The organism is Pseudomonas muyukensis (assembly GCF_019139535.1).
Classification (GTDB): domain Bacteria; phylum Pseudomonadota; class Gammaproteobacteria; order Pseudomonadales; family Pseudomonadaceae; genus Aquipseudomonas; species Aquipseudomonas muyukensis.
In genome coordinates, this window is sequence record NZ_CP077073.1 from 3,428,701 (window position 1) to 3,444,046 (window position 15,346).

The window sequence follows — 15,346 nt, forward strand, 5'->3', positions numbered from 1 at the left end:
CCATCATGTTGCATGGCTATGGATCGAGCATCCTCGATGGCGCCTGGCTGAGTATCAACCTGGCCCTGCTGGCGATGGCCGTGGCCATCGGCCTGGGCCTGTTCGGCGCGCTGTGTCGGCTGTCGCCGCTGCGCTGGCTGGCGGCCCTGGGCGAGGTCTACACCACGGTGGTGCGCGGCATCCCCGACCTGGTGCTGATCCTGCTGGTGTTCTACGGCGGCCAGGACCTGGTCAACCGCCTCGCGCTGGCCCTGGGTTACCCGCAGTACATCGACATCAACCCATTCATCGCCGGGGTCTGCACCATGGGCTTCATCTTCGGCGCCTACCTTTCGGAGACCTTCCGCGGTGCGTTCCTGGCCCTGCCCGCAGGCCAGGCCGAGGCCGGCGCCGCCTATGGCATGGCGCCCTGGCAGGTGTTCTGGCGCATCAGCCTGCCGCAAATGGTGCGCCTGGCGCTGCCGGGGTTCACCAACAACTGGCTGGTGCTGACCAAGTCGACCGCGCTGATCTCGGTGATCGGCCTGCAGGACATGATGTTCAAGGCCAAGAACGCCGCCGATGCCACCCACCAGCCGTTCACCTTCTTCCTGGCCGTGGCGGCGCTGTACCTGCTGCTGACCAGTGTCTCGCTGCTGCTGTTGAAGGGTGTGGAAAAACGTTACTCGGTGGGCCTCAAGCCTGCCGAGCTGTAAGGAGCTCGCGATGATGCTCGACTACTTGCTGATCTGGCAGAACCTGCCGCTATACCTCAATGGCATCGCCCTGACCCTCAAGGTGCTGCTGGTGTCCCTGGCATGCGGCCTGGCCCTGGCGATCCCGCTGGCGCTGCTGCGGGTGTCGCGCAACTGCCTGCTGCGCGTGCCGGCCTGGCTCTACACCTATGTGATCCGCGGCACGCCGATGCTGGTGCAACTGTTCCTGATCTACTACGGCCTGGCCCAGTTCGAAGCCGTGCGCCAAAGCGTGCTGTGGCCATACCTGTCCAGCGCGACGTTCTGCACCTGCCTGGCCTTCGCCCTCAACACCAGTGCCTACAGCGCCGAACTGCTGGCCGGCAGCCTGCGCGCCACGCCGCGCGGCGAACTGGAGGCGGCGCGGGCGATGGGCATGTCGCGCCTGACCCTGTACCGGCGCATCCTGCTGCCCTCGGCGCTGCGCCGGGCCCTGCCGCAATACAGCAACGAGGTGCTGATGATGCTGCAGACCACCAGCCTGGCCTCGATCGTCACCCTGGTGGACATCACCGGCGCGGCCAAGACCTTCAACGCCCGCTATTACCTGCCTTTCGAGGCCTTCATTACCGCCGGGCTGATCTACCTGGCCCTGACCTTCATGCTGGTGCGCCTGTTCAAGCTGGCCGAACGCCGCTGGCTGGCCTACCTGGCCCCGCGCAAGCACTAAGGAGCGCTCATGCAGCAAATCGACCACCTGTTGCCCTGGAGCGCCTGCGGCACCCAGCGCACCCTGCGCGTGCTGCGCTTTGGCAGCGGCCCTCGCAAGGCCTACATCCAGGCCTCGCTGCATGCCGACGAACTACCGGGCATGCGCGTAGCCATCGAGCTCAAGCGCCGCCTGCTCGAGCTCGAAGCCCAGGGCCGCCTGACCGGCACCGTGGAACTGGTGCCGCTGGCCAACCCGATCGGCATCGGCCAGATGTTCCAGGCCACCCACCAGGGGCGCTTCGAATTCAACAGCGGCAAGAACTTCAACCGCGACTTCCCGGCACTGACCGAGGTCCTGGCGGCCCGCCTGGAGGGCCAGTTGGGCCATGATGGCGAACACAACACCGAGGTGATCCGCCAGGCCATGCTGCAGAGCCTGGACGAGTTGCCGCCGGCCCAGTCCGAGCTGGACGGCTTGCGCCGCCTGCTGCTGCGCCATGCCTGCGACGCCGAGCTGGTGCTCGACCTGCACTGCGACTTCGAGTCGGTGATGCTGCTCTATGCCATGCCGCAGCACTGGCCGCGACTGCGCAGCCTGGCCGCGCGCCTGGGCGCCGAAGCCGCGCTGCTGGCCGAAGACGCCGGTGGCGATGCCTTCGACGAGGCCTGTGCGCTGCCCTGGCTGCGCCTGCGCGAGTACTTCCCAGAAGCCCAGATACCGCTGGCCTGCGTGGCCACCACGGTGGAACTGCGCGGCATGGCCGACACCGAGCGCGAGCAGTGCCAGGCCAGCGCCGAGCAGATCCTTGGCTACCTCGCCGAGCAAGGGCTGATCAGCGGCCGCTGGCCGGCGGCGCCCGAGCAGTGCTGCCAAGCCACGCCGTTCGCCGGCGCCCAGTATGCCTACGCCGAGCACCCCGGGGTGGTCAGCTACCTGCAACCGCTGGGTGCCCAGGTACGGGCCGGCGACCCGCTGTTCGAGGTCATCGACCCGCTCAGCGACCGCCACAGCGTGGTGCGGGCCAGCACCGACGGGGTGCTCTACGCCCGTGAGCGCCTGCGCTTCGCCCAGCCCGGCCTGTGGCTGGCCAAGGTCGCCGGCAACACCCCCATTCGCCAAGGTCGCTTGTTCAGCGACTGACAACCGTGAGTAGCCAAAGATGACCAAACTGCACGTACACGACCTGCATAAAAGCTATGGCGCGCACCAGGTGCTCAAAGGGGTTTCCCTGCAGGCCGGCGCTGGCGATGTGATCAGCATCATCGGCTCCAGCGGCTCGGGCAAGAGCACCTTCCTGCGCTGCATCAACCTGCTCGAGCAACCCAGCGCCGGGCAGATCCTGGTCAATGGCGAACAGCTCAAGCTGCGCCAATGCCCGCGCGGCGGCCTGCGCGCCGCCGACCCTCGGCAACTGCAGCGCCTGCGCGCGCGCCTGAGCATGGTGTTCCAGCACTTCAACCTGTGGTCGCACATGAGCGCCCTGGAAAACGTCATGGAGGCCCCGGTGCAGGTGCTGGGCAGCAACCGCAAGGAGGCCCGCGACAAGGCCGAGCATTACCTGGACAAGGTCGGCGTCGGCCATCGGCGCAACGCCTATCCGGCGCATATGTCCGGCGGCGAGCAGCAGCGCGTGGCGATCGCCCGGGCGCTGGCCATGGAGCCGGAGGTGATGCTGTTCGACGAGCCCACCTCGGCCCTCGACCCGGAACTGGTCGGCGATGTGCTCAAGGTCATGCAGGACCTAGCCCGCGAAGGCCGCACCATGGTCGTGGTCACCCACGAGATGGGCTTTGCCCGGGAAGTCTCCAACCAGCTGCTGTTCCTGCACCAGGGCGTCGCCGAGGAACACGGCCACCCACGGGAGGTGCTGGCCCGGCCGCGGTCCGAGCGCTTGCGCCAGTTCCTCGCCGGCAGCCTCAAGTAAGGTGCCTGGCGCTGCCTGGCAGGCCGCCGCGCAGCGCCTTGGGATACACTGTCGGCCACCTTTCACGGAGCTTCGCAACGGATGTCCAGCCATTCGAAGAACACCACGGTCTACGCCGCGCCGGTGATGCGCACACTGTCCGAGCGCCTGGGCAACCTGCCGCCGTCGTTGCGCAAGGTTGCCGACTACATCCTGCGCCACCCGCTCAAGGCCGCGACCTTGACCATCGAGGACATGGCCCAGGCCACCGCCACCTCGCCGGCGGCGGTCAACCGCCTGGCCAAGGCCCTCGACCTGGGCGGCTACAGCGGCATGAAGGCCGAGCTGGTGGCGACCTTGCAACAGATGGTCTCGCCGGTGGACAAGCTGCGCAACGAACTGGCCCAGCGCCCAGGCGGCGACTTTGGCCTGCACGAGCAGATCCAGAGCGCCAGCAGCAACCTGGCGACCACCGCCAGCATCAACCAGGCCGACGCCTTCGAAGCCTTCGTCGACACCTTGATCAACGCGCGCAAGGTCTATGTGCTGGGCTTTGGCAACAGCGTCTACCTGGCCGGTCTGGCGGCCTCGACCCTGGTCCCGTTCTGCCGCGACGCCTGCGCCATCAGCATGGAGGGCGGCAACGAGAATGCCGCCTACCGCCTGGCGGCGATCAACGAGGCCGATGTGCTGCTGTCGATCGCCCTGCCACGCTACTCCCAGGACACCCTGCAACTGTCGCGCTTTGCCATGGAGCGCAAGGCCAAGGTCCTGGCGATCACCGACTCCCCGGCCTCCCCCCTGGCACCCATCGCCCACCATGTGTTGTACGCGCCTGCCGATCATCCGGTGATGACCAGCTCCAACATGGCCGTGCTGGCCTTGATCGAAGGCCTGGTGGCGGGCGTCATGGCCCGCAACAAGGAGGCGGTGAGGTTGGCAACCGAGCTCACCGAAAGCGTGATGTCCTACCTGCACGTACCCGGTGGCAAAACGCCGAAAAAGTAAGTGGCCGTGGCAGGATCCTCGCCAGGAGCACATCTGTACTCCTGGCGAGGATCCTGCCATCAATGCAAAAAAAGGGCCGCATCGCGGCCCTCTCGCTGACATCGACACTCAGTGGTAAGCGTCCCCCGGCAGCACCTTGCCGCGGAACACGTGGTAGCTCCAGAAGGTGTAGGCCAGGATGATCGGGATGATGAACAGCGCGCCGATCAACGCGAACAGCTGGCTGGTCAGCGGCGCCGCGGCCTGCCACAGGGTCAGCGCCGGTGGCACGATGTTCGGCCAGATGCTGATCGCCAGCCCCAGGTAGCCGAGGAACACCAGCCCCACCGCGGCCATGAACGGCAGGTGCGAATGGCGCTTGCGCAGCGCTTTCTGGATCACCACCACCGCCACCACGGCCAGCACCGCGATCAGGGCCGAGCGCAGCCAGTGGCTGGCACCGAACCAGCGCTGGGCGATGTCGTCATGCAGCCAGGCGGTCCAGGCGCAGATCACCACGATCACCGCGGCCAGGGCGTAGGTCAGCGGTCGGCTGTAGTGACGCATGCGCGCCTCGAGCATGCCATCGGTCTTGATCAGCAGCCAGGTGCTGCCCAGCAGCGCATAGGTCAGCAGCAAGCCGACACCGCAAAACAGCGGGAACGGTGCCAGCCAGTCCCAGCCCGAGCCGGCGAACTGCCGGTCGAGCACCGGGATGCCGCAGATGTAGGTGCCGATGGCCACGCCCTGGAAGAAGGTAGCCAGCACCGAGCCGCCGATGAACGCCTTGTCCCACCAGTGGCGCTTGTGCGCCTCGGCCTTGAAACGGAACTCGAAGGCCACGCCGCGCAAGATCAGCCCGGCCAGCACCAGCACCAAGGGCAGGTACAGCGCCTCGAGGATCACCGAGTAGGCCAGCGGGAAGGCCCCATACAGCGCCGCCGCGCCGAGCACCGCCCAGGTTTCGTTGCCGTCCCACACCGGGGCCACGGTGTTCATCATCACGTCGCGCTCACGCGAGTCGCTGATCAGCGGGAAGAGAATCCCCAGGCCCAGGTCGAAACCGTCCATGATCACGTACATCATCAGGCCGAAGGCGATGATCACGCCCCAGATGATCGACAGGTCGATACCTTGAATCGTCATTGTTCAGCTCCTTCTCAGTCGGCGACGGACAGCGGGCGACGCGCGGTGGCCAGCGCTTGCGGTTGTTCGGGGCTCGGCAGTTGCTCGTGGGCGACCGGGCCCTTGCGCACCAGGCGCATCATGTAGCCGATCCCCACGGTGAATACCGAGAAGTAGATGAGCACGAACAGCGCCAGGGTCAGGCTCATCTGCGCGACACTGTGGTTGGACGCAGCGTTGGTGGTGCGCAGCATGCCGTAGACCACCCAGGGCTGACGGCCCACTTCGGTGGTGAACCAACCGGCCAGCAAGGCGATCAGCCCCGACGGGCCCATCAGCAGGGCGAACCGGAGGAACAGGCGGTTGCGGTACAGCGCGCCGTTGCGCCGCAGCACCAGGGCCAGCAGGGCACAGGCAAGCATCAGCATGCCCAGCCCGGCCATGACCCGGAAGCTCCAGAACACGATGGTCGAGTTGGGCCGGTCCTCCTTGGCGAAGCTCTTGAGCGCGGGGATCTGCTTGTCCAGGCTGTGGGTCAGGATCAGGCTGCCCAGGTACGGCACCTCGAGGCTGTAGCGGGTGGTTTCGCCGGCCATGTCCGGCAGGCCGAACAGCACCAGCGGCGAGGCCTCGCCCGGCGTGTTCTGCCAGTGCCCTTCGATGGCGGCGATCTTCGCCGGCTGGTGCTCCAGGGTGTTCAGGCCGTGGGCATCGCCCACCACCACCTGCACCGGGGTGGCCACCAGGATCATCCACATGCCCATCGACAGCATCTTGCGGATCTGCGGGGTGTCGCGCCCGCGCAGCAGGTGCCAGGCGGCCGAGGCCGAGACGAAGAACGCGGTGGAAAGGAACGCGGCCAGCGCCATGTGTGCCAGGCGGTACGGGAACGACGGGTTGAAGACGATCTTGAACCAGTCCAGCGGCACCACCCGGCCATCGACGATCTCGATGCCCTGGGGCGTTTGCATCCAGCTGTTCGAGGAGAGGATCCAGAACATCGAGATCAGCGTGCCGATGGCCACCATCACGGTGGCGAAGAAATGCAGCTTGCGCCCGACCCGGTCCCAGCCGAACAGCATCACGCCGAGGAAGCCGGCCTCGAGGAAGAACGCGGTAAGCACCTCGTAGGTGAGCAACGGCCCGGTGACGCTGCCGGCGAAGTCGGAGAAGCGCGCCCAGTTGGTGCCGAACTCGTAGGCCATGACCAGGCCCGAGACCACGCCCATGCCGAAGTTGACGGCGAAGATCTTCGACCAGAACGTGTACAGGTCCTTGTACACCGCATTGTGGGTTTTCAACCAGCAACCTTCGAGCACGGCCAGGAAACTGGCCAGGCCGATGGTGATGGCCGGGAAAATGATGTGGAACGAGACCGTGAAGGCGAATTGAAGCCGCGCCAGGTCCAGCGCACCCAGGTTCGACATGACAATATCCTTGTGGACAGGCAGCGCCCGCGGGCGAGGTACGCCCGGGGAGCCGCAGTCGATGAATGAAGGAAATGAAGGCTCAGCCGGCGACGGCGTGGATCAGACCGTCGGCTTGCGCCTTGGCCAGCTTGATCGCGACGAACTTGGAGGTCGGCGTGAAGGTGCGATCGCCGTAGCTTTCCAGCGGCACCAGCGGGTTGGTCTCCGGGTAGTACGCCGCGGCCTGGCCCTGGGGAATGTCGTAGGCCACCAGGGTGAAGCCATTGACCCGGCGCTCCAGGCCGTCTTCCCACAGCGACACCAGGTCGACCTTCTCACCCGGCGCGAAGCCCAGGCGGCGGATGTCCGCTTCGTTGGCGAACACCACTTCGCGCAGGCCGAACACCCCGCGATAGCGGTCGTCCAGGCCATACAAGGTGGTGTTGTACTGGTCGTGGGAGCGCAGGGTCTGCAGGATCAGGTCCGGCTTGTCGCCACGCGCCAGCACCGCCTCGTTGACCAGTTGCGCCGGCAGCTCGGTGGCGCTGAACTGGGCCTTGCCGCTGGCGGTGTTCCACTCGCGCTCGGCGGCAGCGTTGCCCAGGTGGAAGCCGCCCGGGTGCTGCAAGCGGGCGTTGAAATCGTTGAAACCAGGGATGGTGTCGGCGATCAGGTCGCGGATGCGCCCGTAGTCGGCCACGGTCCAGTCCCAGTCGATCGGCCGGTCGCCGAGGGTGGCCTTGGCCATGCCGGCGACGATCGCCGGCTCCGAACGCAGCAGCGCCGAGCGTGGCTGCAACTGGCCATGGGAGATGTGCACCATGCTGAAGGTATCCTCCACGGTCACGCCTTGCGGGCCTTCGGCCTGCAGGTCGATCTCGGTGCGGCCCAGGCACGGCAGGATCAAGGCATCACGGCCGGTGACCAGGTGCGAGCGGTTGAGCTTGGTGGAGATGTGCACGGTCAGCTCGCAGTTGCGCAGCGCCGCATGGGTACGCGGGGTGTCTGGGGTGGCCTGGGCAAAGTTGCCGCCCAGGGCGATGAACACCTTGGCGCGTTTTTCTTCCATGGCCTGGATCGCCAGCACGGCGTTGTGGCCGTGGCCGCGCGGCGCGTCGATGGCGAAGCGTTTCTCGAGGTTGTCCAGCAACCAGGTCGGCGGCTTCTCGTCGATGCCCATGGTGCGGTCGCCCTGTACGTTGCTGTGCCCGCGCACCGGCGACAGGCCGGCGCCCGGCCGGCCAACGTTGCCGCGCAGCAGTTGCAGGTTGACGATTTCCTGCACGGTCGGCACCGAGTGGCGATGCTGGGTGACGCCCATGGCCCAGCACATGATCACCCGTTCGGCCTTGCGGTACATGCGCGCGGCCAGCTCGATCTCGGCCAGGCTCAGCCCGGACTGCTCGACGATATGCGCCCATGAGGTGGCGTCGACCTGGGCCAGGTAGGCGTCCATCCCGCGGGTATGGGCCTTGATGAAGGCATGGTCGAACACCGCCGGCATGCCGTTGGCCTGGGCTTCGCGCTCCCACTGCAAGAGGAACTTGGCCATGCCGCGCAATACCGCCATGTCGCCGCCCAGGGCCGGGCGGAAGTAGGCGGTATTGGTGGGCTCGGAGCCGTTGCGAAGCATCTCGAACGGGTGTTGTGGGTGCTGGAAGCGCTCCAGGCCGCGCTCTTTGAGGGGGTTGAAGCAGACCACCTGGGCGCCCCGCTCCACCGCCTCGCGCAGCGGTTCGAGCATGCGCGGGTGGTTGGTGCCGGGGTTCTGGCCAATGACGAAGATCGCGTCGGCTTGCTCCAGGTCATGGAACACCACGGTGCCTTTGCCCACCCCCAGGGTATCGCCCATGCCCAGGCCGCTGGCCTCGTGGCACATGTTCGAGCAGTCGGGGAAGTTGTTGGTACCGAAGCTGCGCACGAACAGCTGGTACAGGTAGGCCGCCTCGTTGCTGGCCCGGCCAGAGGTGTAGAACTCGGCCTGGTCGGGCGACTCGAGGCCGTTCAGGTGCCGGGCGATCAGGGCGAAGGCTTCGTCCCAGCTGATCTGGACATAGTGGTCGGTGCTGGCGTCGTAGCGCATCGGATGGGTCAACCGGCCCTGGTATTCGAGCCAGTAGTCGCTCTGCTCGAGCAAGGCGCTGACGCTGTAGCGGGCGAAGAAGTCCGGGTCGACCGAACGGCCAGTGGCTTCCCAGTTCACCGCCTTGGCGCCGTTCTCGCAGAACTTGACCATGCCGTTTTCGGGCGACTCGCCCCAGGCACAGCCGGGGCAGTCGAAGCCGCTGTTCTGGTTGGTCTTGAGCATCGCGCGGACGTTCTTGACCGCATTCTCGCTGCCCAGCCAGGCCTTGGTCACGCTCATCAGCGCGCCCCAGCCGGCCGCCGGGCCGTTGTAACTTTTGATATGTTCTTCTTCGCTCATCAGGATCACCCTTGATCGATTCACGCGGGAGGGCCAGTTTGAACTTTCGGTTTGGTTAATTAACCGGCACTTCGAAACTGTCGAGCGCTGCAGGCTATTTTTGCCAGGCGCAGGCGTCAAATCAAAAGTAATGACAGGTTGATCAGTGCGCTCTATCAGCACGCCGTGATAGAGCGCACTGATCAACTGTTCATTCATTGTAATTGGACGCGCTGTTATTTGTGCCCTAGGCTAGGGCCGCGCTTATCGCGCCTGAACTTCATTGCACTCAGGTTTATATAGGAAGCGCGCTCATGGCCGTGGCCCGCAGCGGCTTGCGGCCTTCAGGTGGGGCACGAAGTTGCAGGGCCGATGGCGGGCGTCGAGCTGCTCCACCAGGATGCCCTCCCAGGCGGTTCGGCACGCCCCGGTCGAACCCGGCAGGCAACACACCAGGGTGCCATTGGCCAGCCCGGCCAGGGCCCGGCTCTGCACGGTCGAGGTGCCGATGTCGAGGATCGACAGCGCGCGGAACAGCTCGCCGAAACCATCGATCTGCTTGTCCAGCAGGCACGCCACCGCCTCGGGCGTGCTGTCGCGTCCGGTAAAGCCGGTGCCACCGGTGATCAGCACCACTTGCACGCCATCGTCGGCGATCCAGTTGGCCACCTGGGCGCGGATCCGGTACAGGTCGTCCTTGAGCAACACCCGCGCCACCAGGCGATGGCCCATGTCCACCGCGCGGGTGGCCAGCAGTTCGCCGGAGGTGTCGGTTTCGAAAGTACGGGTATCGCTGACGGTCAATACGGCGATATTCAGCGGAACAAATACGGCATCAGGTTTTACGCTCATGGCTAACCCCACAGTGCTGGCGAATAATCCGCAGAAACTAGGGCGACTATAAGCAGGCGTCCAATCGATAATATGAACCGGCCCATCAACAGGCTCTATCAACGCTCATCATCAATCACCTCTATCAGTTCTTCGTTATTTCCCATTGGACGCCCTGGGTACTTCACTTTACTTTTCGTCGCCTTGAAACATGGTCGGCAACGCCATGTCCCGATTGCAACTTACCGGCAAGGCGTCACATGGATATCAAACAACTCAAGTTCCTGATCGCCCTGGACCAGACCCGACACTTCGGCCAGGCCGCCGCGCTGTGCCACATCACCCAGCCAACGCTGTCGATGCGCCTGCGCAACCTGGAAGACGAGCTTGGGCTGGTACTGGTGACCCGTGGCCAGCGGTTCGAGGGTTTCACCGAGGCTGGCGAACGTATCCTGGCCTGGACCCGCACCTTGCTGGCAGCCTATGACGGCCTGCTAGCCGAGGCCGCCAGTTGCCGCGGACGATTGGTCGGCAGCCTGCGCATCGGCATGGTGCCGCTGTCGAGCTTCAACCTGATGGGCCTGCTCAAGCCGCTGATCGAGTGTTATCCGCAATTGCAGATCCAGCTGACGTCGCTGAGCTCCGAGCAGGTGACCGATGGCCTGAGTCGCAACCAGCTGGACCTGGGCATCTGCTACCTGGACCGGATCAACCGCAACCATTTCGATGTCATCGAGCTGGGCGCCACGCGCATGGGCCTGCTCTACGACAGCCGGCACTTTCGCTTCAGCACCCCAAGCCTGGCCTGGGAAGCCTTGGAGCAGCTGCCGCTGGGGCTGTTGTCCCAGGGCATGCACTACCGCCAGTCGATCGACCTGAGCTTTCGCAGCCGTGGCCTGCACCCGCAATCGATCCTCGAGAGCGACTCGACCTACCAGCTGATCCAGGGCGTCAGCGCCGGCCTGTGCTGCGCGATCATGCCCCTGGACCACGGCCTGGAAGGCCTGAGCGAACATATCCGCATCCTGCCGATCAACGCCGCTGCCATCCATGCGCCAGTCGGCCTGTTGCTGCGCCGCAGCGAACCGCGCTCGGCCCTGGCCCAGCAGTGCTTCGCCGAGGCCCGCGCCCTGCTGTGCCCGGACCTCGCCCCCAGCCGTACCCTGGAGACCCCATGAACCACGCCCCTGCCCCAGCCAGCCCGCTGACCCACCTGGACAATCGCGGCCACGCGCACATGGTCGATGTCACCGACAAGGCCGACACCCGCCGCGAAGCCGTGGCCGAAGCCTGGGTACGGATGAAACCTGAGACCCTGGCCCTGATCAATGCCGGCGGCCACCCCAAGGGCGATGTCTTTGCGGTGTCGCGCATTGCCGGGATCATGGCTGCCAAGCGCACCCACGAGCTGATCCCGCTGTGCCACCCGCTGCTGCTGACAGCGGTGACCGTCGAGCTCAAGGCGGTGGCGCCGGATTCGGTGCGGATCATCGCCACCTGCACCCTCAAGGGAGCCACCGGGGTCGAGATGGAGGCCTTGACCGCCGCCAGCGTGGCGGCGCTGACCCTGTACGACATGTGCAAGGCGGTCGACCGCAGCCTGCAGATCGACTGGCTGCGCCTGCTGCGCAAGTCGGGTGGGCGCTCGGGCTTGTATCAGCTGGAGGACGCCTGATGATCCGGGTGAACTACTTTGCCCGCTACCGCGAGTTGCTGGGCAGCGACGGCGAGGACCTGGCCTGGACGCCGGCCCTGGCCACCTTGCAGGGCCTGCGGCAGTTGCTGGTCGCGCGTGGCGAGCCGTGGGCGCGAACCCTGGGCCAGGCCAACTTGATGTGTGCCCGCAACCAGGACCTGTGCAGCCTCGACGAGCCCTTGGCCGACGGCGACGATGTTGCCTTTTTCCCACCGGTCACCGGCGGCTAGCGAACGCCGTTGAGCTCACCCCGGCGCAGGCTGTCGACGCTGTTGCCCAAGGCATCCTGGGCGTGCGGGTCGGCACCACGGGCGGTCAGTGCCTGGAGCAGGTCGTCACGCTTGAACAGCGCCGCGTACATGGCGGCGGTCTGGCCGCTGGCGTTGCGCTGGTCGGGGCTGCAGGGGGCCTCGAGCAGGCGCCGGGCAATGCGCAACTCGCCCTTGAAGATCGCCCCCATCAGCGCGGTATTGCCGCGCAGGTCCTGGGCGCAGGGGTCGGCGCCGGCCACCAGCAGTTGCTCCACCGCTGCGCCCTGGCCATGGTAGGCGGCAAGGATCAGCCCGGTGTAGCCCTTGGCATCCTGCACGTTGAGGTTGTAACCGGCCTGGATGAATTGCCCGAGCACGGCCTGATCGCCCTGGCGTGCCGCTTCGAAGTAGTAGTCGCGCAGGCGTTGCTCGACCTGCGCGGCGTCCCCGGCCTGGGCCGTGGCGGCCAACAAGCCGAGCACGGCGGCGAGTATGCATTGGTACATGGCAGCCTCCTGGGGAGGAGCCAGCCTTGCTGGCGAACCAGGCTACGTGCAACCTGGCACCGGCACAGCCGGCTCCTGCATGACAAGGTCAGTCCTGCAGCTTCGCCGCCAACTGCTGAACACGCTTCAGGTCGGCCTTGGCCACCTTGGCCAAGCCAGTGCCGTAGTCGGCGTCGGCCTTGTAGAAGAACGACAGCATGATGTAGCGGCTCTGCTCGTCGGTGATCGCCAGCGCCCCGCCGAGGCTGTTGATCAGGTCGGTCTGCTCCTTCTTGCTGTACGAGCGGAACAGCTCGCCGGTCTGCTTGAAGTTCTGCTCGCGCTGGATCTTCGCCTGCTGGGTGGTGCCGCTCAGTGGCGCCTGCGAGTATCGCGCGCTGGCCTGCTCGTCACGCGGCTGCAGGCGGCTCGGCTGGTAGTTGACGCCACTGCTGGTGTGGCCGTTGTTCGCCGCGCCATCCTGGTTGAGGGTGTTCACCTCGTTGCGCGGACGGTTCACCGGCAGGCCCAGGCCGTTGGCACCAACCCGGTACATCTGGGTGTCGGCATAGGCGAACAGCCGGCCTTGCAGCAGGCGGTCCTCGGAAGGCTCGATGCCCGGCACCAGGTTCGACGGCGCCATGGCCACCTGCTCGGTTTCCTGGAAGAAGTTGTCGACGTTGCGGTCCAGGACCATCTGGCCGATCTTGCGCTCCGGCACGTCGGGCCAGATCTTGGTGGCATCCAGCGGGTCGAAGTCGAAGCTGGCCAGTTGCTCAGGCTTGAGTACCTGGATGTACAAGTCCCATTTCGGGAAATTGCCCTTGTTGATCGCCGTGACCAGGTCGTGGGTCATGTGGCTGTAGTCGCGGCCCTGGACCTGCTCGACCTGTTTCGGGTCGAGGTTCTTCTGCCCTTGCAGGCTCTTCCAGTGGAACTTCACGTAGTGCACCTGGCCCTTGGCGTTGACCAGCTTGTAGGCATGCACGCTGTTGCCGTCCATTTCGCGGTAGCTGGCCGGGGTGCCCTCGTTGGAGTACAGCAGGGTCAGGGTGCGGGTGGCCTCAGGTACATGGGAGAAGAAGTCGAAGCGCCGCGCGTCGTCGTCGAGGTTGCTGCGCGGGTCGGGCTTGAAGGCGTGGACCATGTCCGGGAACTTGATCGCGTCGCGGATGAAGAAGGTCGGGAAGTTGTTGCCCACCAGGTCCCAGTTGCCGTCGGCGGTGTAGAACTTGGTGGCGAAGCCGCGCGGGTCACGCAGGGTTTCCGGCGAGTGGTTGCCATGCACCACGGCCGAGAAGCGCACGAACACCGGGGTCTTCTCGCCAGGGCGGAACACTTTGGCCATGCTCAGCTCGCTGATGTCGGCGCTGGCGGTGAACTGGCCATGGGCGCCGGTGCCGCGGGCATGCACCACGCGCTCGGGAATCCGCTCACGGTCGAAGCGCTGCAGCTTTTGCAGCAGTTGCACGTCCTGCAGCAACACCGAACCGTTGGGGCCGGCGGTCTGCGAGTTCTGGTTGTCGCCCACTGGCGCGCCGTTGTCGCGGGTCAGCGTGGCGGCCTGCACCGACAGCGACAGCAGGCTGGCGGCCAGGGCGCTGGCCACCAGCAGGCGACCAGGCTGAAACAGTTTGAACGGGATCATGATGTACTCCTAAAGGCTCTATACAGGCGTCTTGATGCGCCTGGAAAAGGTTAAGGAGGCCACGCCCGATCGCTAAATTGATCCTGCCCATCAGCGCTATTGGTAATTTCAATCCAGCTGCTTATATACAGATGCTATAGACTCGCGCGCTCATTGAAGGGAGTCGAAACGATGATCGTGGTGGTCGAGGGGATCAGCGCCGGTGGCAAGACCACCTGGTGCAGCAGGCACGGCGGCGAACATGTCGTCGCCGAACACGGCCGTTTCGCCAACGCCCCGGACCGCGCCCAGCAGCCGCAGGCCGCCGCCGCGTTCTGGGCCGAGCGCAATGTCGAGCGCTGGCAGGCAGCGTTGCAACAGCAAGCACGCAGCGCCTGGGCGATCTGCGACAGCGACCCGCTGAAGCTTCACTACATCTGGACCTTGTGGCGGACCGGCGAGGCCAGCGAACAGGACTGGCGCCTGGAGCGGGACGCCACCCGTGCCACCCTCGCCCAGGGGCGCATCGGCTTTGCCGACCGCTACCTGGTAGCACGCATCGACCCGCAACTGGCGCGCGAACGCGCCAAAGCGGATCTCACCCGCCGGCGTTCGAATTTCGAGTTGCATGTGCGCCTGCAGCCGGCGCTGCTGGAATGGTACGCGGCCCTGGAGTCGGCGCTGCCCGGTCGGGTACGCTTCGACTTACCCGCTGCGCTGCCTGCGCTGGAGCGTCAGGCCAGTCCCTGCGCCCTGACAACGTTCGACCGTATGCTCGCCGCGTTGCCGCGTGCTTAGGTGCTGTACGAAAAGCCTAGTACTGCACCTTGCCCCGCCCCGCCTTGAGCGTGCCACGCCGGCTCTTGGACTCCAGCCGACGGGTCTTCGAACCCAGGGTCGGCTTGGTCGGGCGGCGCTTTTTCTCGACCCTGGTGGCACCCTGGATCAGCTCGACCAGGCGCGCCAAGGCGTCGGCGCGGTTCTGCTCCTGGGTGCGGTACTGCTGGGCCTTGATGATCAGCACCCCATCGGCGGTGATGCGGCTGTCACGCAGCGCCAGCAGGCGTTCCTTGTAGAACGCCGGCAGCGACGAGGCAGGAATGTCCAAGCGCAGGTGCACGGCGCTGGAGACCTTGTTGACGTTCTGCCCACCCGCGCCCTGGGCGCGGATGTAGGTGAGCTCGATGTCGGCATCCGGCAGATGCACGGTGTTGGAGATGGTCAGCATGCGCAAGCCCTGGT

General features: G+C 65.9%; 16 protein-coding genes. 9 read left to right on the plus strand and 7 right to left on the minus strand.

Annotated features, from left to right (window positions below):
- The first annotated feature begins 5 nt into the window (after positions 1–5).
- The 5 genes from KSS95_RS15335 to KSS95_RS15355 all read left to right on the plus strand — a co-directional run bounded on the left by KSS95_RS15335 (position 6) and on the right by KSS95_RS15355 (position 4,297).
- Positions 6–695, plus strand: coding sequence for an ABC transporter permease (locus tag KSS95_RS15335; protein WP_217847925.1), 690 nt, complete (start codon positions 6–8; stop codon positions 693–695).
- A 10-nt stretch (positions 696–705) separates the two neighbouring features.
- Positions 706–1,404, plus strand: a complete 699-nt coding sequence (locus tag KSS95_RS15340) for an ABC transporter permease (protein WP_217847926.1) — start codon at positions 706–708, stop codon at positions 1,402–1,404.
- Between the two features lie 9 nt (positions 1,405–1,413).
- Positions 1,414–2,526, plus strand: coding sequence for a succinylglutamate desuccinylase/aspartoacylase family protein (locus KSS95_RS15345; protein WP_217847927.1), 1,113 nt, complete (start codon positions 1,414–1,416; stop codon positions 2,524–2,526).
- Between the two features lie 19 nt (positions 2,527–2,545).
- Positions 2,546–3,310: an ABC transporter ATP-binding protein gene (locus KSS95_RS15350; protein WP_217847928.1), complete on the plus strand. Its 765-nt coding sequence runs from the start codon at positions 2,546–2,548 to the stop codon at positions 3,308–3,310.
- 81 nt (positions 3,311–3,391) lie between these two features.
- On the plus strand, positions 3,392–4,297 hold the full coding sequence (locus KSS95_RS15355) for a MurR/RpiR family transcriptional regulator (protein ID WP_217847929.1): 906 nt from the start codon (positions 3,392–3,394) through the stop codon (positions 4,295–4,297).
- A gap of 108 nt (positions 4,298–4,405) precedes the next feature.
- Here the strand turns inward: KSS95_RS15355 and cydB are convergent, their stop codons facing one another.
- The 4 genes from cydB to moaB form a co-directional block, all read right to left on the minus strand.
- Positions 4,406–5,422 carry a cytochrome d ubiquinol oxidase subunit II gene (gene cydB / locus KSS95_RS15360; RefSeq protein ID WP_217847930.1) on the minus strand — a complete coding sequence of 339 codons (1,017 nt, stop codon included), beginning with the start codon at positions 5,420–5,422 and terminating at the stop codon, positions 4,406–4,408.
- Between the two features lie 14 nt (positions 5,423–5,436).
- The gene (locus KSS95_RS15365; RefSeq protein ID WP_217847931.1) at positions 5,437–6,828 is read right to left on the minus strand and encodes a cytochrome ubiquinol oxidase subunit I; all 1,392 of its coding nucleotides are present in this window, start codon (positions 6,826–6,828) and stop codon (positions 5,437–5,439) included.
- Between the two features lie 82 nt (positions 6,829–6,910).
- Complete coding sequence (locus KSS95_RS15370) at positions 6,911–9,235, minus strand: FdhF/YdeP family oxidoreductase (protein WP_217847932.1); 2,325 nt, start codon at positions 9,233–9,235, stop codon at positions 6,911–6,913.
- Between the two features lie 291 nt (positions 9,236–9,526).
- Positions 9,527–10,066 (minus strand): molybdenum cofactor biosynthesis protein B, encoded by a 540-nt coding sequence (gene moaB / locus KSS95_RS15375; protein WP_217847933.1) that lies wholly within the window; start codon positions 10,064–10,066, stop codon positions 9,527–9,529.
- A 239-nt stretch (positions 10,067–10,305) separates the two neighbouring features.
- Between moaB and KSS95_RS15380 the strand changes: the two genes are divergently transcribed.
- The 3 genes from KSS95_RS15380 to KSS95_RS15390 are packed head-to-tail and all read left to right on the plus strand — an operon-like array spanning position 10,306 to position 11,971.
- Positions 10,306–11,223: a LysR family transcriptional regulator gene (locus KSS95_RS15380; RefSeq protein ID WP_217847934.1), complete on the plus strand. Its 918-nt coding sequence runs from the start codon at positions 10,306–10,308 to the stop codon at positions 11,221–11,223.
- Positions 11,220–11,720 carry a cyclic pyranopterin monophosphate synthase MoaC gene (moaC, locus tag KSS95_RS15385; protein WP_217847935.1) on the plus strand — a complete coding sequence of 167 codons (501 nt, stop codon included), beginning with the start codon at positions 11,220–11,222 and terminating at the stop codon, positions 11,718–11,720. Before KSS95_RS15380 ends, moaC begins: the two co-directional genes overlap by 4 nt.
- Positions 11,720–11,971 (plus strand): MoaD/ThiS family protein, encoded by a 252-nt coding sequence (locus KSS95_RS15390; protein WP_217847936.1) that lies wholly within the window; start codon positions 11,720–11,722, stop codon positions 11,969–11,971. The genes moaC and KSS95_RS15390 overlap by 1 nt, the downstream gene beginning before the upstream one ends.
- Here the strand turns inward: KSS95_RS15390 and KSS95_RS15395 are convergent.
- Entirely contained in the window at positions 11,968–12,498 is a 531-nt protein-coding gene (locus tag KSS95_RS15395; RefSeq protein WP_217847937.1) for an ankyrin repeat domain-containing protein, read from the minus strand. The two genes, KSS95_RS15390 and KSS95_RS15395, sit on opposite strands and share 4 nt — an antisense overlap.
- Before the next feature lie 88 nt (positions 12,499–12,586).
- Entirely contained in the window at positions 12,587–14,125 is a 1,539-nt protein-coding gene (gene katB, locus KSS95_RS15400) for a catalase KatB (RefSeq protein ID WP_217847938.1), read from the minus strand.
- Positions 14,126–14,296: 171 nt separating this feature from the next.
- On the opposite strand from katB, the gene KSS95_RS15405 reads away from it, so the two are divergent.
- Positions 14,297–14,902, plus strand: a complete 606-nt coding sequence (locus KSS95_RS15405; protein WP_217847939.1) for a hypothetical protein — start codon at positions 14,297–14,299, stop codon at positions 14,900–14,902.
- Between the two features lie 16 nt (positions 14,903–14,918).
- On the opposite strand, the gene arfB is transcribed toward KSS95_RS15405, so the two are convergent.
- Positions 14,919–15,332, minus strand: a complete 414-nt coding sequence (arfB, locus tag KSS95_RS15410; protein ID WP_217847940.1) for an alternative ribosome rescue aminoacyl-tRNA hydrolase ArfB — start codon at positions 15,330–15,332, stop codon at positions 14,919–14,921.
- Between the last annotated feature and the right edge of the window lie 14 nt (positions 15,333–15,346).